Origin of the sequence: Vibrio sp. CCUG 15886 (assembly GCF_028570825.1) — a bacterium.
Classification (GTDB): Bacteria; Pseudomonadota; Gammaproteobacteria; order Enterobacterales; family Vibrionaceae; genus Vibrio; species Vibrio vulnificus_B.
In genome coordinates this window covers 824,406-844,177 of the sequence record NZ_JAQQBT010000001.1, presented here as the reverse complement: position 1 = coordinate 844,177, position 19,772 = coordinate 824,406, and the positions used below count along the sequence as shown (strand labels likewise).

At 45.9% G+C, this 19,772-nt stretch carries 18 protein-coding genes; 14 read left to right on the top strand and 4 right to left on the bottom strand.

Features of this window, described 5'->3' with window-relative positions; translation table 11 throughout:
* Window positions 1-196: 196 nt before the first annotated feature.
* The gene (locus PQQ36_RS03620; protein WP_224634645.1) at window positions 197-727 is read right to left on the bottom strand and encodes a hypothetical protein; all 531 of its coding nucleotides are present in this window, start codon (window positions 725-727) and stop codon (window positions 197-199) included.
* A gap of 188 nt (window positions 728-915) precedes the next feature.
* Between PQQ36_RS03620 and PQQ36_RS03615 the strand changes: the two genes are divergently transcribed.
* The 9 genes from PQQ36_RS03615 (at window position 916) to PQQ36_RS03575 (ending at window position 11,865) form a co-directional block, all read left to right on the top strand.
* Window positions 916-1,575, top strand: coding sequence for an SH3 domain-containing protein (locus PQQ36_RS03615; protein WP_045595915.1), 660 nt, complete (start codon window positions 916-918; stop codon window positions 1,573-1,575).
* Window positions 1,576-1,710: 135 nt separating this feature from the next.
* Entirely contained in the window at window positions 1,711-2,187 is a 477-nt protein-coding gene (locus PQQ36_RS03610; RefSeq protein ID WP_273660340.1) for a hypothetical protein, read from the top strand.
* Window positions 2,188-2,256: 69 nt separating this feature from the next.
* Window positions 2,257-4,101, top strand: coding sequence for a protein translocase subunit SecD (secD, locus tag PQQ36_RS03605; protein WP_015728154.1), 1,845 nt, complete (start codon window positions 2,257-2,259; stop codon window positions 4,099-4,101).
* Between the two features lie 2 nt (window positions 4,102-4,103).
* Window positions 4,104-5,006, top strand: coding sequence for a protein translocase subunit SecF (gene secF, locus PQQ36_RS03600; RefSeq protein ID WP_011152465.1), 903 nt, complete (start codon window positions 4,104-4,106; stop codon window positions 5,004-5,006).
* Window positions 5,007-5,565: 559 nt separating this feature from the next.
* Window positions 5,566-6,306 carry an SDR family oxidoreductase gene (locus PQQ36_RS03595; protein WP_015728153.1) on the top strand — a complete coding sequence of 247 codons (741 nt, stop codon included), beginning with the start codon at window positions 5,566-5,568 and terminating at the stop codon, window positions 6,304-6,306.
* 12 nt (window positions 6,307-6,318) lie between these two features.
* Window positions 6,319-7,527 carry an acetyl-CoA C-acetyltransferase gene (locus PQQ36_RS03590; protein ID WP_101957599.1) on the top strand — a complete coding sequence of 403 codons (1,209 nt, stop codon included), beginning with the start codon at window positions 6,319-6,321 and terminating at the stop codon, window positions 7,525-7,527.
* A gap of 40 nt (window positions 7,528-7,567) precedes the next feature.
* Window positions 7,568-7,915 (top strand): phasin family protein, encoded by a 348-nt coding sequence (locus PQQ36_RS03585; RefSeq protein WP_011081668.1) that lies wholly within the window; start codon window positions 7,568-7,570, stop codon window positions 7,913-7,915.
* A 61-nt stretch (window positions 7,916-7,976) separates the two neighbouring features.
* Complete coding sequence (gene phaC, locus PQQ36_RS03580; RefSeq protein WP_017791104.1) at window positions 7,977-9,749, top strand: class I poly(R)-hydroxyalkanoic acid synthase; 1,773 nt, start codon at window positions 7,977-7,979, stop codon at window positions 9,747-9,749.
* A gap of 442 nt (window positions 9,750-10,191) precedes the next feature.
* Window positions 10,192-11,865: an ABC transporter substrate-binding protein gene (locus PQQ36_RS03575; RefSeq protein WP_111437055.1), complete on the top strand. Its 1,674-nt coding sequence runs from the start codon at window positions 10,192-10,194 to the stop codon at window positions 11,863-11,865.
* Window positions 11,866-11,997: 132 nt separating this feature from the next.
* Here PQQ36_RS03575 and nagA read toward each other — a convergent pair whose 3' ends face one another.
* From nagA to PQQ36_RS03560, 3 genes are read right to left on the bottom strand one after another with little or no spacing between them, the layout of a single operon-like run.
* Window positions 11,998-13,134, bottom strand: a complete 1,137-nt coding sequence (nagA, locus tag PQQ36_RS03570; protein ID WP_111437056.1) for an N-acetylglucosamine-6-phosphate deacetylase — start codon at window positions 13,132-13,134, stop codon at window positions 11,998-12,000.
* Window positions 13,131-14,012: an N-acetylmannosamine kinase gene (locus tag PQQ36_RS03565; protein ID WP_111437057.1), complete on the bottom strand. Its 882-nt coding sequence runs from the start codon at window positions 14,010-14,012 to the stop codon at window positions 13,131-13,133. The genes nagA and PQQ36_RS03565 overlap by 4 nt, the downstream gene beginning before the upstream one ends.
* Window positions 13,993-14,709, bottom strand: coding sequence for an N-acetylmannosamine-6-phosphate 2-epimerase (locus tag PQQ36_RS03560; protein WP_039537328.1), 717 nt, complete (start codon window positions 14,707-14,709; stop codon window positions 13,993-13,995). The genes PQQ36_RS03565 and PQQ36_RS03560 overlap by 20 nt, the downstream gene beginning before the upstream one ends.
* Window positions 14,710-14,944: 235 nt before the next feature.
* Between PQQ36_RS03560 and PQQ36_RS03555 the strand changes: the two genes are divergently transcribed.
* The 5 genes from PQQ36_RS03555 to PQQ36_RS03535 all read left to right on the top strand — a co-directional run bounded on the left by PQQ36_RS03555 (window position 14,945) and on the right by PQQ36_RS03535 (window position 19,650).
* On the top strand, window positions 14,945-15,910 hold the full coding sequence (locus PQQ36_RS03555; RefSeq protein ID WP_072610970.1) for a sialic acid TRAP transporter substrate-binding protein SiaP: 966 nt from the start codon (window positions 14,945-14,947) through the stop codon (window positions 15,908-15,910).
* A gap of 62 nt (window positions 15,911-15,972) precedes the next feature.
* Window positions 15,973-16,479, top strand: coding sequence for a TRAP transporter small permease (locus PQQ36_RS03550; protein WP_039560966.1), 507 nt, complete (start codon window positions 15,973-15,975; stop codon window positions 16,477-16,479).
* A 9-nt stretch (window positions 16,480-16,488) separates the two neighbouring features.
* Window positions 16,489-17,772: a sialic acid TRAP transporter large permease SiaM gene (gene siaM, locus PQQ36_RS03545; protein ID WP_011081660.1), complete on the top strand. Its 1,284-nt coding sequence runs from the start codon at window positions 16,489-16,491 to the stop codon at window positions 17,770-17,772.
* A 37-nt stretch (window positions 17,773-17,809) separates the two neighbouring features.
* Complete coding sequence (locus PQQ36_RS03540; protein ID WP_026130913.1) at window positions 17,810-18,706, top strand: N-acetylneuraminate lyase; 897 nt, start codon at window positions 17,810-17,812, stop codon at window positions 18,704-18,706.
* A 107-nt stretch (window positions 18,707-18,813) separates the two neighbouring features.
* Entirely contained in the window at window positions 18,814-19,650 is an 837-nt protein-coding gene (locus PQQ36_RS03535) for a MurR/RpiR family transcriptional regulator (protein ID WP_011081658.1), read from the top strand.
* Window positions 19,651-19,772 lie beyond the last annotated feature (122 nt).

Sequence of the window (19,772 nt, the reverse complement as noted above, 5' to 3'; positions counted from 1 at the left end):
ACTATCCATGTGACTCAACCACTTGAAAACCATGTCGTTTTGCATTTTCACCAGCCAATTGTTATGTTTTATGAAAATTTATGAATAGTAAATTACTCAAAAAATCGGCATAAGTAAAGAATTATTGTGAGCTGCGTCGCTATTTTTCATCTGTTTGCTTAAAATTTGCGCACATATGAGTCGGTGATCTTCTAAGTTACTTTGCCTGCTCAGCATAGAGTTGTGCGGTCTCTAGTTGGCGTGCTTCTTTCTCATAGATTTTTCCGAGTTGGGTGAATTTTTGTTCTAAATGAGAGAAATCGTTAGCCAGATCGTTGGATGAAGCACTATACCAAAGCGCGGAATTAAAGTTGGCGGTTCTCTTAGCTTGTTTACAGGCGTTAGCCATGGAGTACCACTGGCTTCCTATGCTTAGTGCTTGCGTTTTTTTCTCAATCAACTGATCTTTGAGAGAGCTGACGGCGTTGGCGTATTGCCGAGCACTACGTATCTGCTGCTCAAATTCGCGATAGTGGACTCTGTCCGCGTGGTTCCACAGTTGGACCAACTCATCTAAGGTAAATTGTTGTGAGAGTAGCCGACGTTGTTTATGGATGGCGAGTAACGTGTTGTATTGCGTGGCTCTTGTATTGTAATAGCCTTCAAGTTCGATTTGGTTGTCCTGCAATGTTTTCCAGCCATGCGGATTACACTGACTCGCTGCAGTGAGAGGGATAGAAAACACCATCAATGATAATGCAATCAGAGCGCACTTAACCATAATCGAGAGTAAATGGTGGGCTGTGCTATACAGTATATGTGATTTTGTGAGAACTATTGGTGTGCTTAATTAGAACGATACTCAAATAACTGGCAAAATAGACATCCGTTTAGCAAGCCCAAACCATTGAGTCATAAGAAGGGTGGTAAGAATCCATGAAGAAAATCATGATCATATTGATTGTTGTTTTACTGCTGATTGGTGGTGGGGCAGGTTACTACGTTTTCTTTATGCAGCCAGGTGATGAAGAAAATGTTGAAACGGTAGAGGAGCCAATTGTCCCCGAAAAACCACAGCCAATCATGGAACTGCCAGCCCCCGAGCCTGAAATCACCGACTATTACGTTATTGAGCGCCGAATTGATGTGAGGAATAAACCGGAGCCGCACGCGCTGATTATTGATGCGTTGTATAAAGGCGAGAAGATCACCATTCTTGAAAAGCAAAATGGCTGGGGAAGAATTTCCGACTATCTAGTTTACGAAGAGGGTGGTGAAGAAAGGGCAGAGTGGGTCGACATGACAAAGCTCTCTGACGCGAAACCGGTCATCGAAGAAATGGAGCGCTTAGAGATCTTAGATGGTTACCTTGTTAAGTCTGATGATTTAAAAGAACATCGCGATGTTTATCGAAAATACACTCAGATGTTGCTGAACGACGGTACCTGCAAACCCGAGGACTTTGAGGAGCTAGGTGGTTGGGTGCGATCGGTGACGTTTCAGAATAGGGATGTCTATTTCATCTACTGCGGGGGGTTAGCCCAAGAAAACAAGATTTATCTCGATGTACAAACGGGCGAGATTTTTTATCGATAATCAACGTACCTTATTGGTCGGTCGGCTTTTATAGGGTTAACTTTTAGAACTTTTTAGTTGAGCTAAATCACATCCGGGCATACTATGCGAGAGCAGGCAAACTTGCCTGCTCTTTTTGATCTTCAGAGAAGAGTTATGTACAACAGCTTACTGCGATTATTTGCTTTACTGCTTACATTGGTGATGATGCCAGTGGAAGTGATTGCATCTATTGCAGAGAGCAATCAGCGTAATCATGCATCAAATGGTCAATTTACGGTGCTCAAACACCAAATCGGCCACACGACACAAGAAACAACGCAGAGCGAAGAATCAGACTCTTCACCACTGCCAGTATCAGAATCCCACTTCAAAACAGACGCAGCGGGTATTCTCAACGCAGGTCGCTGGAATGTATCCCAGCGAGAAGAAAACGCATCCGACACAACGCCTTTGATGTTTGGCGATGGGCACGCAAGCCCAGATGCGCTACCAAACTTTCATGTCAATGTTTTCTGTGCCATTGCTCGTAAAGCACTTCAGACTCAGTATCACTACGTCGCCAATCATCGCTTAGCGGGTTGGAAAGAAACCAATGCCATGTATGTGGCACTCAATAGTCAGTTCTCGTAACTCAGTCCAACAAAAACACATTTTATTTTGACTGTATTAACTCTGTCTTTTGCGACGGAGGGGAACTCTATGACAAAAAAACATAAAGCAGCGCAGAAGTTGCTTAACCACTATTCCGCTTGGAAATACGTGGTGTTGATTACGACACTGGTTATTTTAACGTTAAGCGCAATTCCAACATGGTTTGGTGAACAGCCTTCTATCCAAATTTCTTATCAAAATAACGCCAAAGGGCCGACAACCGAGCATTACGACGTTGTACAGCTAAAAGGCTTGCTTGAGCATCAATCGGTTTCAGTCGACAAAGTGACGGAAAAAGAAGGCGTGACGACCTTAGTTTTCTCTGATGAAAATTCGCAAAGCCAAGCGAGAAAAATTTTAGACAACACTCTTGGTGATGATGCCAACATCAGCTTTTCTTATGTTTCTGTGGCACCGCAATGGCTTTCTGATATGGGATTCAACCCTATCAAGTTGGGCCTAGACTTACGCGGTGGTGTGCAATTTTTACTTAACGTCGATGTAGATAAAGCGTTCGATGAACAACGTGATGTTTTATCGGATGAAATTCGTGCAATGTTGCGCACGGAAAAACTTCGTGGCGTTCAGGTTCGCAATACAGGCACTGCCCAACTGGCCGTACAAAGCGACAACGCGGTGGCGTTGGAAAAAGTGAGCAACTATCTACGCAGCAACTATCCTAACTGGCAAGTTCGCACCCATTCCGACTCATTGGAAGTGAAACCTTCGGATGCTTATGCTGCGGAGTTTCAAACCACAACCCTCCAGCAAAACTTGAAGATCATGCGTGGTCGAATTGAAGAGCTTGGTATTACTGAAGCGTTGGTTCAACGTCAAGGCGCACACAGCATTCGTATTGAGTTACCCGGTGTGCAAGATCCAGCGCAAGCGAAGAACGTGATTGGTGCAACGGCGAGCTTAGCATTCTATTCCGTCAAATCACCAAGTGATGCCAGAAGTGGTGATGATTTGGTGCTGCAAGACGCCGATGGCCGCTCCGTCGTGCTTGAAAAGAGACCGGTGTTAACGGGTGAGCATATTGTCAATGCACGAGCGGGTGTCGACAAGATGGGCATGTCGGAAGTCAACATCTCTTTGGATCACGCTGGTGGTAAGAAGATGAGCGATTTTTCCGCCACTCACATTGGTAAGCCAATGGCTACCGTTTATCGTGAATACACCACTCAAGAAAATGGTGATATTGCTCGTAGTGAGCGCGTGATTAGCGTTGCCACCATTCAGTCACAATTAGGCAGCCAGTTCCGTATTACTGGTGCAGGCAGCATGGATGAAGCGCAACAACTTGCGTTATTGCTTCGTGCTGGTTCGTTGACTGCACCGGTTTCGATTGTTGAAGAGCGCACCATTGGCGCGTCATTGGGGGCTGAAAATATCCAAAATGGCTTTGCGGCACTTGCTCTCGGTATGGGCTTAACACTGACGTTTATGGCGCTGTGGTATCGCCGTTTAGGCTGGGTTGCAAACGTTGCACTTGTTGCAAACATGCTTTGTTTGCTTGGCCTAATCGCCCTGCTACCGGGGGCCGTATTAACCTTACCCGGGATCGCAGGTTTAGTGTTGACCGTTGGTATGGCCGTGGATACGAACGTGATTATTTTTGAGCGAATCAAAGATAAGATGCGAGAAGGGCGCAGTTTAGCGCAGGCCATTGATAGCGGCTTTGACAGCGCGTTTGCCACCATTCTCGATGCCAACATTACGACCATGATTACTGCTGTTGTGCTGTATGCCATCGGTAACGGACCGATCCAAGGTTTTGCCTTAACGTTAGGTCTAGGGCTTTTAACCAGTATGTTTACTGGAGTGTTTGCCTCTCGTGCCATGATCAATTTGGTGTGGGGTAAAGATAGTCGTCGTAATGTGAGGGTATAACCATGGTTGAATTTATGAAAAAACACATCCGCGCTATCCGCTACCTAACCAGCGTGATTTCCTTGGCGTTGATGGTGGTCTCTTTAGTGGCATTGGGCCTGCGTGGCTTAAATTTAGGTTTGGACTTTACTGGAGGGATGGTGACCGAAGTGAAGTTGGACGCGGGGTTAACCAATCACCAACTTCTGGATCAATTAAAACCCGTATTAGGTGAGTCAACAACGGTCACTAAATCGGGTGAAGAGGGGAGATGGATTATTCGTTACTCTCTTCCTGAAGGGGAAACTCAAGCGCCAAACATTCAGCAAGTCTTAGATGGTGTGTCCCATCATGTCACCACCATCAGCAACAGCGTAGTCGGCTCGCAAGTTGGCCAAGATCTTGTTGATCAAGGTGGTATGGCGTTGTTGATCAGCATCTTGTGTATTCTCGGGTATCTTTGTTTCCGTTTTGAATGGCGCTTAGCGAGTGGTTCTCTACTCGCACTGCTTCACGATGTGGTGCTTGTGTTGGGTTTTTTTGCGATCACACAAATGGAGTTCAACCTAACGGTATTTGCCGCCATACTCGCTATCCTTGGTTATTCATTGAACGACTCAATTATCATTGCGGACCGGATACGAGAATTGCTGATTGCCAAACAAAATGAAACCACGGAAAACATTAACGACCAAGCGGTACTAGGAACCTTCTCGCGCACAATGGTGACATCGGGAACCACCTTAATTACGATTGCCGCACTATGGTTTATGGGCGGTAATGCATTGGAAGGCTTCTCGACCGCGATGTTTATTGGTGTGCTATCGGGTACATGGTCATCTATCTCGATCGGTACCGTGTTGCCAGAATGGCTGCATTTAAAACCGGAGCACTATTTACCAGTACAAGTGGACACTGCACCATAAAAGAGCAGCATCTTTATTCGAAGTTAATAATAACTTTGGAATAAACCAACAAGACTAAAAATAAAAGCCACAGATAATTGTGGCTTTTATTTTATGCGAGCAAAAAAAATGGAAATATATATATGTTCCATTAGTATGAAAGAGAACTTAATTTTGTTGTTTATCATTAAATAGCACTGTGTTTATTGATTTATTTATACTTAAGTATAATGTCTGAGTTTCTGTTCATATCTGTTATGTAACACGCAAAAAAGAGAAAATTCCTTTCCTAACAAATGCTTACAATTGCATATCTCAAAAGTGAGTCATTGTAAGTTGTTGTTTTAAAATGCTTATTGTTGCCATTAACCTTTTTATAACATTTCATTCCTTATGGGATCTAGCTCAACCTTATGCGCAATTTTTCAAATTTTATTTGAAATGTCACATTTCTAAGTTAGCTTAAATATATAGATAAGTGTCAGTGAAGACACATTGAATAATATTTAATTTGTCAGTTGGTAATTATTTGCCAATGGATGTGCGCTAAATTTTTTGCTGTTAAGAATGGAGTTCTTAGATGAAAAAAGTCGCTTTGATCACTGGATCAAAAGGCGGGATTGGTTCTGCAATTTCTTCCCAACTTGTTGAAAATGGTTACCGTTTAATTGCTACTTATTACACGGGAAATCATCAATGTGCGTTAGATTGGTTTAATGAAAAAGGCTTTACCGAAGATCAGGTCCGCTTATTTGAACTGGATGTGACGAATACAGAAGAGTGTGCCGACCGCTTGAGTAAATTACTGGAAGAAGAGGGGACGATCGACGTCGTCGTCAATAATGCCGGTATTACTCGTGATGGGGTGTTTAAGAAAATGACCCCGCAATCTTGGTTTGATGTCATTAATACTAACCTCAACAGTGTGTTCAATGTGACTCAACCGCTCTTTGCCGCCATGTGCGAAAAAGGGGGCGGTCGAGTGATCAATATTTCTTCTGTAAATGGCCTTAAAGGTCAGTTTGGCCAAGCTAACTATTCTGCGGCTAAAGCTGGCATGATCGGCTTTTCCAAAGCCCTCGCTTACGAAGGTGCCCGCAGTGGTGTGACGGTCAATGTCGTTGCTCCTGGTTACACAGCTACGCCGATGGTCGAGCAAATGCGCGATGAAGTGCTCGAAGGCATCAAATCTCAAATTCCTATGCAAAGACTGGCAACACCAGAAGAAATCGCCAAAGCGGTTGCTTTCTTGGTGAGCGATGCAGGCGCATACATTACGGGTGAAACGCTGTCGGTAAACGGCGGCTTATACATGCATTAAAGGGATGTTGAGATGGAAAAAGTATTTATTGTTGCGGCCAAACGCACCCCGATTGGCGCTTTTGGCGGCTCGTTGAAAACGGTAGCGGCTGGTGAATTGGCATCTGTCGCCATCAAAGGTGCAATTGAACAAGCCAAAGTGGATGCTTCACTGATTGATGAAGTGATCGTGGGTAATGTGGTGAGTGCTGCGCAAGGAATGGGCATTGGCCGTCAAGCCGCAATCCTAGCCGGTATTCCAGCAAAAGTTCCGGCTTACACCCTCAATATGGTGTGTGGCAGTGGCATGAAAACCGTCATGGATGGCGTTTCTCATATTCGCAGTGGCGACGCAAAAGTGGTGGTTGCTGCTGGTGTCGAAGTGATGTCACAAATCCCATTTACAGTACCTGCAAACGTTCGTGATGGTAACAAGATGGGCCATATGGCACTGCAAGATTTGCTGATTGCTGATGGTTTGACTGATGTTTTCAATCAATACCATATGGGCGTTACAGCAGAAAATGTCGCGAAAGAAGTGGGCATTACTCGTGATCAGCAAGATGAATATGCATTGGCGAGTCAACAGAAAGCAGTAGCGGCGATAGAAGCTGGCAAATTTAAAGACGAAATTGTGCCCGTTGAAGTGACCGTACGTCGCCAAACAGTGACGTTTGATACCGATGAATATCCAAAAGCCAATGCAACGCTTGAAGCGCTAAAAGGGTTACGTCCTGCCTTTGATAAAGAAGGCACGGTCACCGCGGGCAATGCTTCTGGCATTAATGATGGGGCGAGTGCCGTCATTCTGGCATCCGAGCAAGCAGTGAAAGAATACGGTTTGCAACCTATCGCAGAAGTGGTGAGTTACGCACAGTCTGGCCTTGACCCAAAAATCATGGGCTTAGGTCCTGTTGAGGCGGTTAGCAAAGCGCTTGAAAAAGCACAACTGAATACAGCAGACATTGATGTGTATGAGTTGAATGAAGCCTTTGCCGCACAAGCTCTAGGCGTGATTCATCAGCTTGCCGATAAACACCAAGTGCCAGTGGCATCGATTCAAGACAAAGCGAATCCGAATGGTGGTGCAATCGCGTTAGGGCATCCGCTAGGTGCGTCGGGTAACCGAATTCTCGTGACGTTAGTTCATGAGCTTCAAAAACAAAACGGTCAGTATGGCGTTGCGTCACTATGTGTTGGTGGCGGTATGGGAACGGCAGTGATTGTGAAAGCAGTTAAGTAATACGGATTAAACAACATCTACAATTGTTAGGAGACACACCATGTATACGGATTTTTTCAAAACTTTCAGTGATCAAACAGAAAAAAATCTTCAGCCATACTTCAAGTTCAACAAGCTTGTGACAAAAAATGTTGAAGTACTGACAGAGCTTCAGCTAAACGCGATTCGCACATACAGCGAAATGGGTCTAGCGCAAATGAAAGCGGCATCTGAAGTGAAAGATGTGACGTCATTGGCTTCTTTTAACGGTCAACAACTGAATGTACTGACTAAGCTTTCTCAGCAGATGCTAGACGACAGCAATAAACTTCAAGCGATTGCTAAAGAGTTTAAAGACGACGTTGAGAAGCTAACTTCGGAAAACCTTAAGACTGTTACCCCAGCGTAACAAGTCCCACTATTACGCCGCCAGTTAGGCGGCGTTTTTTTCCGAATCAGGGAGTACCATTATGTTACAGCACTTCTTTTCGGACTATCTTGTTAAGCTCCAAGAGACCAATCAACAGTGGTGGCAGGATTTTGAAGTTGGCAAGGCAGCCGTCAATTCTCCTTTAAACAAGGCAATGCAAGAAGTGAACTTTGAGGATACCGCGAAATTCTTTGAAAAAGCGGCGAATCAACCACAAGCCATTCTGCAACTGCAAACGCAGTGGTGGGAGCAGCAACTGCAAATTTGGCAGAATGTTGCGCTATCTGGCCATACTCAAAGTATCATTGAAGCGGACAAAGGGGATAAGCGTTTCTCAAACGAAGCGTGGCAGTCCGAAGCTATGTATAGCTTTATCAAACAGTCTTACCTTTTATTCAGTAAGACCTATATGGATACCATTGACGCCATAGAAGGTCTGGATGAAAAAACCAAAGAGCGCATTAGCTTTTTCTCTCGTCAAGCCATTAACGCACTTTCTCCATCAAATTTCATCGCGACCAACCCAGAGTTGTTGAAATTGACGATCGAAAAAAATGGTGAAAACTTACTTGCGGGGATGGAACTGCTGAGAGAAGACGTTGAGTCGAGCGCAGACATTCTCAAAATTCGCATGACCAACAACAATGCATTTCGCATTGGTGAAGACATTGCGACAACGGCGGGTGACATCGTTTTCCAAAATGATCTGTTTGAATTGATTCAATATCGTCCGTTGACAGAGCAAGTGAACGCCACTCCGCTTTTGATCGTTCCTCCCTTCATTAATAAATACTATATCCTTGATCTCACGGCCAAAAACTCCATGGTTCGCTGGCTGCTAGAACAAGGCCACAGCGTGTTTATGATGTCGTGGAAAAACCCGGGTAAAGCGCAAGCCAATGTCGAGTTCGGGGATTATGTGACCGAAGGCGTCGTCAAAGCTGTGACTGCGATTGAAGAAATTACGGGTCAAGAGCAGATTAACGCAGCGGGTTACTGCATTGGTGGCACTGTATTGGCGTGTACGGTTGGTTACTACGCGGCGAAGCGCATGAAAAAGCGCATAAAGTCTGCAACCTTCTTTACAACGCTACTCGATTTCTCCCAACCAGGCGAAGTGGGTGCTTACATTAATGACACCATCATCAGTGCCATTGAGCTGCAAAATAACGCCAAAGGTTACATGGATGGTCGTTCGTTAAGTGTGACGTTCAGTCTGCTACGCGAAAACAGTCTCTACTGGAACTATTACGTCGACAACTACTTAAAAGGCAGCAGCCCTGTTGATTTTGATTTGTTGTATTGGAATAGCGACAGTACCAATGTGGCGGCGGCAACCCACAATTTTATGCTGCGTGAGCTCTATTTGAACAACAAACTTGTTCAAGACAAAGGCGTGAAAATTGGTGGCGTTTGGATTGATCTCGATAAGATCCGTATCCCGAGCTATTTTGTGTCAACGAAAGAAGACCATATCGCGTTGTGGCAAGGTACTTACCGAGGCGCACTCAACATGGGTGGCAACAAAACCTTTGTTTTGGGTGAATCGGGCCATATCGCGGGCATCGTCAATCATCCAGCGAAAAACAAATACGGTTTTTGGGTGAATGACAATCTGGATGAATCGGCCGATGAGTGGCTATCTAACGCTCAGCATAAAGAAGGTTCTTGGTGGACACACTGGGATCAGTGGTTAACGCAGTTTAATCCGGCTGAAAAAGTGCTTCCTTACCGTCAAGGCTCGGAAGTTAATCCAGTGATGGATGTCGCGCCAGGTAGCTATGTAAAGCAGGTACTACCGATTACAGAATAACCTTGGCTCCAACCTAAGCGCACTGCATGTAAAACCAGCAGTGCGCTTTTTCTGCTTGTCACCTTTGAAAGACACTCAAGCACTTTTGTGGTGGTTGATGACTCTACATTGATATGCATCTGCATAAAACGCGCACTATTTTCTATTAATTATTCCTATTTTCGTTGCTCCGAATGAGCGACACTGCACGCGTGTTTACCTGATTTGGGTAAAACGGCTTTTCTTTTTGAACAAAGACGCTAGTCGATCAATGTTCTTACTGTAGGGGACAGCTATTATCTACCGTACCCACTTTCACAGAGGCTCCATCTAGTTAGAGTCTCTGTGCTATTTTAATAACTATAAATTACCCAATGTTTTGATGAGTCTGCATAAAGTGGGAGCAGACACTGACTGGCTTTATGGTCATCTTTCATCCATTGGCAAAACATAAAAAGCTATTGTGAGCGAAATAAATTTAAGACGATTTCATCAGCTGCTGTCGCGATATGAGTTGTACACCTGCCACTCTGTCAATATCGACGACTTGGAAAAAACACTGTCGACTTCAAGAAGAAACACCTCCATTGTGATGAAGAACCTTTCTGAATCGGGATGGATTGAGTGGCAGCCTTCAGTCGGCCGTAGTCGCACAAGCCAACTAAAAGTGGTTTCTTCATTTGATGAGGCATTGTGTGATGTCATAGCAGAAGAGTTAAAGCATGGTCGATTTGCACTCATCACCCGTTTGCTTGAGGTCTATGGTCAAGCCACGATTCGCGCTCTGACACAAGCGACAGAAAGACAAAATCAAACGAATGAAGAGAATAATCAATTATTGGTAACCCAATATCCTTGGGTTGATACGCTAGATCCACTCTGCACCATGCGTTTGGCAGAGCTACAGGTGATCAAAAGCGTATACGATACCTTGTTTAAACAAGATGAGTACGGAGAACTGAAACCTTCACTTGCGCACGCTTGGCACATTGAAGGAAGAAAACTGCACATATGGTTAAGGCCCGATATTGTGCGTCATGATGGAAAATTACTTTCTGCGCAACACGTCGCGTGGAGCCTAGAGCGACTAAGTCATTCACAAGGCCCGGTTTTGCATCTTTATGAAGAGATGGAACAGGTCTTGGTGAAGAGTACGACACAAATTGAAATTTCACTAAGGCATGCGAATCAACTTTTCCCGTATCTTCTTGCGATGCCTCATTCTGCCATTGTCTGTCCTGACTCTGTTAAGTGCGATCAGAGCCATTGCTATTTTGTTGGTACCGGACCGTTTCGTATCGAGCGTTGGAATCGCGACCGACTCATTTTGATGCGCCATAACGAATATTTTGCAGAAAAAGCGCTATTGCACAAAATAACGCTGTCCCACGCTCAAGAGTCTTTGTTCAACGCGATGAGTTTCAATAACGAAGAAGGTGATAAAGAGGTCACTCAAATTAGCGCTTTCTCTTACTTAACCTACCATCGTCGTCAGCAAAGTGGCATCTCATCAGACACATGGCAACAGTTGTACCATTTTCTTGAGCGGGCCAAAGTGCATTTTGATCGGCAAAACGCGGTTGATGGTATCGATTTTCAGCTGTCTGCTCATCAATCACGGTTACAAAAGGAGGAGTTTATCGCGCCTCCCTCTTTGTCTGGCAAATTAGTACTGGCTGAGCCCAAATGGACCATCCCATATCTCGCCGATATTGCTGCGTGGCTGCATGAGATGATTCGCTCAACCGGATTGGAATTAGACGTCGTTGAGCTAACAGAAATCAGTAGACCCGAAAGCGTACGCGACATCGCTGACGTATTGTTTATTGAGGAGGTGATTGAAGCGCCTCTTGAATACGGGTTGTACGAATGGTTGCTTATCGCATCGGGCCTTCGCTTTGCACTCAATCAAGAACAGTGGCAATCGCACAAAGCAGAGATTGCGTTGGCCGTGGAACAATCTGAACCTTTGCCTTTACTACAAACTATTGAGCGAGCGTTGTACCAAAATCACCGTTGTTTGCCTTTGTTTGTCGGGCGAGAAGAAATCACCAAAGCCCAGCAAGTCCAAGGTATTCAAGTGCGTAAAACAGGCTACAGCGATTTCTACAAACTGTGGATTGGTGACAAACACTAATGCATCGATAGGTTGCACCAAGTGATGATTGGGGGACACCAGTTCCGTTCTGCTTGCGGTCAAATGCTCAATACCGATGTCTCTGCGGTTTTCCTCAGCGGCAACGGTATTGGTTCATTTAGTGAATAGCAGCTATTGCTCAAAGAGCGTTCCATCAACCAATACAGCTTGCGTGCTGTAATCATCACGTAAAATCGTGACACTGGCACGGTAATCTGGACGAAGATACCCCAAGTCGGTTAAGCCGATGGCCTCTGCTGGGTAGGTGGATGCCATGCGCAGTGCCTCTTCCTCAGCGACACCCCACTCAATCAGATTGATGACCGACTGATCCATGCCGATGTGAGCACCAGCCAAATTACCATTGCCGTTGACGAGTGCATTATCTAGCACTTGAATGGTTTCACCATTCAGTTCGAAGGAGTTCTTCTCACTGCCCACGGTCGCCATGGCATCGGTAACAAGCAGCAATTTTCCATGCGGTTTAATGCGTTGAGCAAGCAACACACTCTGTGGATGAACATGTATGCCATCGGCAATAATAGAGCACCATTGATTATCGGCCATGAGTGCCGTACCAACGACACCCGGTTCACGACCTTCAAAAGGGGACATCGCGTTGTAAAGGTGAGTAAAGCCGTGAAGGTACCGCAGTTTTGAGGTTAATTGCTCATGGCGGGCGTTACTATGGCCACAGAAGAGAGCAATATCTTGTTGATGGAGCCACTGAAGGACCTCCGCTTCAATTTGTTCTGGTGCTAATGTGATGAGCACTTTTGCTTTCTCTGGCCAAGGAAAGGTTTCAAGCTCAGCAATTGTGGGGGCGTAAAAGAGCTCGTTATTGTGAGCCCCTTTTTTCTCGGAGTTTAGCCATGGCCCCTCAAGATGAACGCCAAGCACGCCTGGTATCTTGTCGTTGAGCGCCGCCTCCGCCGCTTTTAGTGCACGTTTGAGTTGTGCGGGGGTGTCGCTGATTAACGTCGGCAGTAAATGTGCAGTGCCATGCTTTCGGTGACCATGACAAATTTGTTCCATGGCAACGATGTCCGTTTGGGTATTAAACATCACGCCGCCACCGCCGTTGACTTGAAGATCAATAAAACCTGGTGTGAGAGTGGCATCAGGGTAATCGTAAGTGATGACGTCTAGGCTCAATTGATGGCGAGGCACCAAACCCATAATATGTTGTCCCTGCCAAACCAGAGCGGCGTTGTGATGAAAACGGACGCCATCAAATATTCGTTTGGCTGCAATAGCATGTATGGTCATGAAAGATTACTCTCCTCAAATTGAAAGGCAGCGCCAAGTAAGCATGCGTCGTAATCGCCAACTGCCGCTCTCACCTTAACCTGAAACACGAGAGGTTGTTTGTCGATAAACGCTTGTACACGAGCGAGGTAGCCGTGAGCAAGGCCCACACCGCCGCCGATGACCACCAAATCGAGATCCAGCGTGGCTTTTAAATTTAGGCAGAGCTGGGCGATGGCTTCGGCGCTTTGTTGAATGAGTGCGGAGGCTTGTTCATTGTGCTGAGCAAGCTGAAACAGTTCGATATTAGAAATCGCTTGGCCAAAAAGGGCTTGAGCGCCGGTGTTAATTGCATTTCCGGAGGCGATGGCCTCAACACAACCTAGCTGTTGGCAGCCACACAGTGGGCCATTTGGATCAAGCACCGTATGGCCAATATGTCCAGCAAAATTTGACTTACCCTTATGCAGTTGTTGGTTAATCACCAAACCGCCTCCCACACCTGTCGAGACAGTAATATAGGCCATATTGCGAACATCCAGTTCAGGTGAAAGTTGCAAAAACTCATACCAGGCAGCCGCTTGAGCATCATTGAGCATTTTAACTGGCTTGCCACTTAATCTGTGTAGTTCGCTATGCAGAGGAAAAGGCGTAGGGAAGCTCAATGTGCCGGGATTAATGGCACTTATCCCTTGTTCGTTGACAAGCCCGGTAGTCGAAATACCGATGGCATCAACATCGCTTAGCCATGCTTGGCCGTGGGCAAGAATCTCTTTCGCTAAGGTTGTTGCATCGTTGACAACAGGGGTCGGAAACTGTTTGCGATGCTGCAAATGCCCATCGACCACGTTGCCTAAGGCGATTTTTGTACCGCCAATATCAATAGCTAATACTTTCATTATTCTGTCTTACCGCTTGTGTTGCAGAATTAAACCAGTGAGTAACCACTTCCATGCGTGTGATGGCCGAGCCCACCGTCACCGCGACAGCGCCATTTTCAATCGCTTTTGCGGCGAGTTGAGGCGTGTTGTAGCGACCTTCCGCCATGGTAAAAAATCCCGCCGAAGAAAACTGTTTCACCAGTTCCAAATCGGGTTCAGTTGGCTCAATTTCGCCCACGTAGCCAGACAAGGTTGAGCCAATAATATCGACTCCTATTTGCGCCGCCCATTGCCCATCCGCGAAGCAAGAGCAATCTGCCATCGCGAAACAACCACTGTTTTTGATTGCGTTGGCTATCGTTTCTCGGCTCTCTGGTCGCTGACGATCGGTCGCATCAAAGGCGATGATGGTTGCGCCAGCAGTCGCTAGAGCATCCACGTCACAGACGAAAGGTGTGATGCGCACAGGACTGTCCTGTAAATCACGTTTCACAATTCCAATTATTGGTACATTGGTCGCTTGAGAAACATGGCGTACGTTTTCAACGCCTTCAATACGCAGTGCCTTAGCTCCGGCTTGTTCTGCAGCAACTGCCATAGCAACGATGAACTCGGTTTTATCAAGAGGGCTACCGACAACAGGCTGAATTGAAACAACAGTCTGGCCGGAAAGCATAGTTCTTAACTTATTAATATTTAACTGCTTATCTCTCACGATGGGCCTCTTAGTATCGTATTGCGCTATGGAAAATCGCGTTTTGTGCACCCTTTCAAATAGCGTTAGTCCCCGTGCTAATTGATAGTTTTGACGAATTTCTGTTCGCGATCACATTTTGCAACAAGTTGGTTTGAAAATAATCTTCATCGCCATAATAATCCATAACGAAGATTTTTTTCAAACAAAATAAAAATATTTTTTAATGGTGAAACAAAGGGAAAAGGAACACGCGATGAAAACCATGAACCGAATTACACTCGCTATGCTGACTGTGGGATTGAGCCTTTCTGCGAATGCTGCAACGACGTTGAAAATGGGAATGCAAGCGTCGGTTGGCTCAGTAGAATACACCTCTGCCAAGCTGCTTGCCGACACAGTTGAAGAGATGAGTAAGGGTGAGTTGAAGCTAGCGTTATATCCAAGTGCACAACTGGGCGACGACCGAGCCATGTTACAGCAGCTCTCTATGGGTGACTTAGACATCACATACGCAGAATTTGGCCGTATGGGACTTTGGATCCCAAGAGCAGAAGCGGTGACCTTACCTTACGTTGCTCGTGATTATGACCATTTACGCCGCATGTTTGATTCCGAGTTTGGCCAAGGTATTCGTCAGGAAATGCTAACCAAGTTTAATTGGCGTGCGCTAGATACTTGGTACAACGGAACACGCGAAACCACCTCTAACCGTCCATTGAAGTCAATTTCAGATTTTAAAGGTCTGAAATTGCGCGTGCCGAATGCGAAACCAAATCTGAATTACGCCAAGTTGTCTGGGGCATCACCAACACCGATGGCATTTTCTGAAGTTTACCTCGCGCTACAAACCAATGCAGTTGACGGGCAAGAGAATCCATTGCCAACCATTAAGACAATGAAGTTCTACGAGGTGCAAAGCAACTTGGCGATCACCAATCACATCGTGAACGACCAGATGGTGCTGATTTCAGAAAGCACGTGGCAAAAGCTCTCTGAGCAGGAACGTGAAATTGTCGCTAACGCGGTGAAACAAACAGGGGAAGCGCATACCGCATCGGTGAAAAAGCAAGAAGCGGAGCTGATCTCTTTCTTTGAGGCGCAGGGTGTGAATGTCACCTACCCAGAACTTGCCCCGTTCCGTGACGCCATGCAGCCGCTTTACTCAGAGTTTGAAAAGAAAATTGGTCAGCCGATCGTGTCTAAGTTGGCGGCAATGTAGTCACCGCTGGTTGAATCTTTGATGTTTAAACAGGCTGGCTACGGCCAGCCTTGGAGCCCAAGATGTTACGCAAGATCTTCGATAATTTAGAAGAGATCATCACAGTGCCACTTATGGCCGCTCTTCTTGTTGTGCTGACATGGCAAATTGCGACGCGCTGGTTACTTAACGATCCTTCACTATGGAGTGAAGAGTTAGCGCGAGTGCTGTTTATGTATATGTCGCTCATTGGCTGTGCCATCGCTATCAAACGTGGAACTCACGTCAATATCACGTTTTTCTCAGATAAGTTGCCAGAAAAAATACGCCTTTTGTTGGTGTTGTCCTTGGAAGCTGCGGTATTGGTTTCGATATTCGCCATCATTTATTTGGGCTTTCAACACGTGGAAAGAACCGCCTTTTTTGAATTGATTACCTTAGGTGTGTCCAGCAAATGGATGAACTACAGCTTACCTCTTGGCGGGCTTTTCATGGTGATTCGTCAATTGCAAAAAATGGTCGGTATTGTGACGGAATTTCGTCAGCAGTGCGGTGTCGTTGCCGCGTCGAATCATGCAGAGCAAAGGTAAGGAGTGGTTATGGCTGGTTCAATTTTTGGTTGGCTAGGCTTGCTTTTTGCTGGCATGCCAGTTGGCTTTTCTCTGATTTTTGTGGCGTTGGTTTTTCTTATTGTTACCAACAGCACTGGTATTAACTTCGCAGCGCAGCAGATGCTGGGCGGCATCGATAATTTTACGTTATTGGCCGTACCATTCTTCGTCCTAACGGGCCATTTGATGAACAGTGCCGGTATTACTGAGCGAATTTTTAACTTTGCCAAATCCATGGTTGGCCATATCACGGGCAGTCTAGGGCATGTAAACATCATGGCGAGTTTACTCTTTTCTGGTATGTCTGGCTCTGCGCTTGCCGATGCCGGAGGCTTGGGGCAGCTTGAAATCAAATCGATGCGTGACGCGAAATACGATGATGATTTTGCCGGTGGTCTCACGGCGGCCTCGTGCATCATTGGTCCGCTTGTTCCGCCTTCTGTGCCATTGGTGATTTATGGTGTGGTGTCCAACACATCGATTGGTGCGCTGTTTTTAGCCGGTGCCATACCAGGCATTTTGTGCTGCGTGGCTTTGATGGTGATGAGCTATTTCATCTGTAAGAAACGTGGCTACATGACCTTGCCAAAAGCGTCGAGAAAAGAGCAGTTCACATCGTTCAAAGAGGCATTTCTTTCTCTAATGACTCCGGTCATCATCATTGGCGGGATCTTTTCGGGTAAGTTCACCCCGACGGAAGCAGCAGTGGTTTCCTCTCTTTACGCTTTGTTCCTTGGTACCGTGGTGTACAAACAGCTGACCTTGACGGGGTTTGTGGAAATTCTTCGCGAAACGGTGAATACCACCGCCGTTGTTGCCTTGATGGTGATGGGGGTAACGGTGTTTGGCTGGATCGTGGCGCGTGAGCAATTACCACAGATGCTTGCGGATTATTTCTTGTCGATCAGTGAAAACCCATTGGTACTACTGCTACTCATCAACTTGCTCTTGCTGTTTTTGGGAACCTTCATTGAATCACTCGCGCTATTGCTATTGCTGGTTCCATTTTTAGTCCCAGTGGCATCGGCGGTCGGGATTGACCCTGTGCACTTTGGTGTTATGGCTATTTTGAACTTGATGATCGGCATTCTCACGCCACCAATGGGCATGGCTTTATATGTGGTATCACGTGTCGGAGACATTCCATTTCATACCTTAACTCGAGGCGTACTTCCTCTTCTAGTGCCATTGTTTATTGTGCTGGCGTTGGTGGCGGTATTCCCTCAAATCACCTTGCTATTGCCTGAGCTGCTTTTGGGTTACGGACAATAACGAACAAAAATAGTGGTTATTTTTTAGGACAAAGATGATGAACAAATTAAAAGGGCTTATCGCCGCTCCCCATACACCGTTTGATAGCAATAATCAGGTGAACTATGCGGTGATCGATCAAATTGCTGCATTACTCATTGAACAAGGTGTTACTGGGGCTTACGTATGTGGCACCACCGGAGAAGGCATACATTGTTCAGTTGAAGAGCGAAAAGCGATTGCCGAGCGTTGGGTGAAAGCCGCAGATGGTAAGTTAGACATTATTCTTCATACGGGGGCTCTGAGCATCGTTGATACCCTTGAGCTTACGCGACATGCTGAAACACTGGATATTCTTGCCACTTCCGCGATCGGGCCTTGCTTTTTCAAACCGAGCAGCGTGGCTGATCTTGTCAATTACTGCGCGCAGATTGCGGAAGCGGCACCGTCAAAAGGCTTCTATTACTACCACTCAGGAATGTCTGGCGTGAATCTCGATCTGGAACAGTTCCTCATCCAAGGAGAGCAGCGCATTCCGAACTTATCTGGCGCCAAGTTTAATAACGTGGATCTTTATGAGTACCAACGCGCGCTGAGAGTAGCCAATGGCAAGTTTGATATTCCATTCGGCGTTGATGAATTTTTGCCAGCAGGGCTTGCCGTAGGGGCTATTGGGGCGGTTGGCAGCACTTATAATTACGCCGCACCACTGTATCTGAAGATCATTGAGGCGTTCAACCAAGGGAAACATAGTGAAGTTCAGGCGTTGATGGATAAAGTGATCGCATTGATCCGTGTCTTGGTTGAATACGGTGGTGTTGCGGCAGGGAAAGCCGCGATGCAATTACACGGCATTGATGCTGGTGATCCGCGTTTGCCAATTCGAGCGCTCACTGCGCAACAAAAAGCCGATGTCGTGGCGAAAATGCGCGATGCGGATTTTCTTAATCTGTAGTTTTCATAAAAAGAGGTGCCTCGCACCTCTTTTTTATGATTAAGGTATTAAAAACCAGTGGCTTTTGATACTTTTAAGCAGAAATTTGCGAATACAAAGGGGCTTATGTGGGTTCGCCGAAAAATTTATTAGTCCGACTTCGTTCCAACATGGAACCATTTAGTAAGAAACTGCGTGTTGTGGCGGACTACATTTTGGAAAATGCGCATGATGTGCAGTTTCAAACCATCACGGATCTTGCTCGCAACACACAAACCAGTGAAGCGACAGTCGTACGCTTATGTCGCGACATGGGCTATAAGGGCTATTCCGATTTTCGTATGGCGCTTGCCGTTGATTTGAGCCAAACCGAAAGTCGTCAGCAAAATCATATCGAAGGTGACATTTGCGATGTGTCTGCGCAAAGCGCGGTGGACAGCCTGCAAGACACCGCAAAACTTATCGATCGTAAATCATTGGCCCGCATTGTTGAACGGGTTCATCAAGCCGAGTTTATTGGGTGCATTGGTGTTGGAGCGTCGAGCATTGTTGGGCGTTACCTCGCCTATCGCCTTATACGCATCGGTAAGAAAGCGATCATGTTTGAAGATACCCATTTAGCCGCAATGAGTGCAAGCCGCTCAAGTCAAGGTGATCTGTGGTTTGCTGTTTCCAGTTCAGGTTCGACGAAAGAAGTCATTCATGCCGCTGGGCTTGCGTATAAGCGTGATATTCCCGTCGTTTCTCTGACAAACATCAATCACAGCCCGCTCTCTTCTCTCTCAACTGAAATGCTGGTGGCTGCAAGACCAGAAGGGCCACTAACAGGTGGTGCTTTTGCCTCGAAAGTCGGCGCTCTTCTCTTAGTGGACGTGTTGGTCAACTCTTTATTAGAGAGCTACCCGGAATACAAAGACTCGGTGCAAGAAACAGCAGAAGTAGTCATTCCTTTAATGGCAAATTAATAAACTTTATTTCCTTATCAAAGGCTTACTTATGAGTAAGCCTTTTTTGAATCTTTTCCTAATCTAATTAATAAAAAATATTTTTATTGCAAGTCTGATCAAAGAAATATTTTTTCATTAAT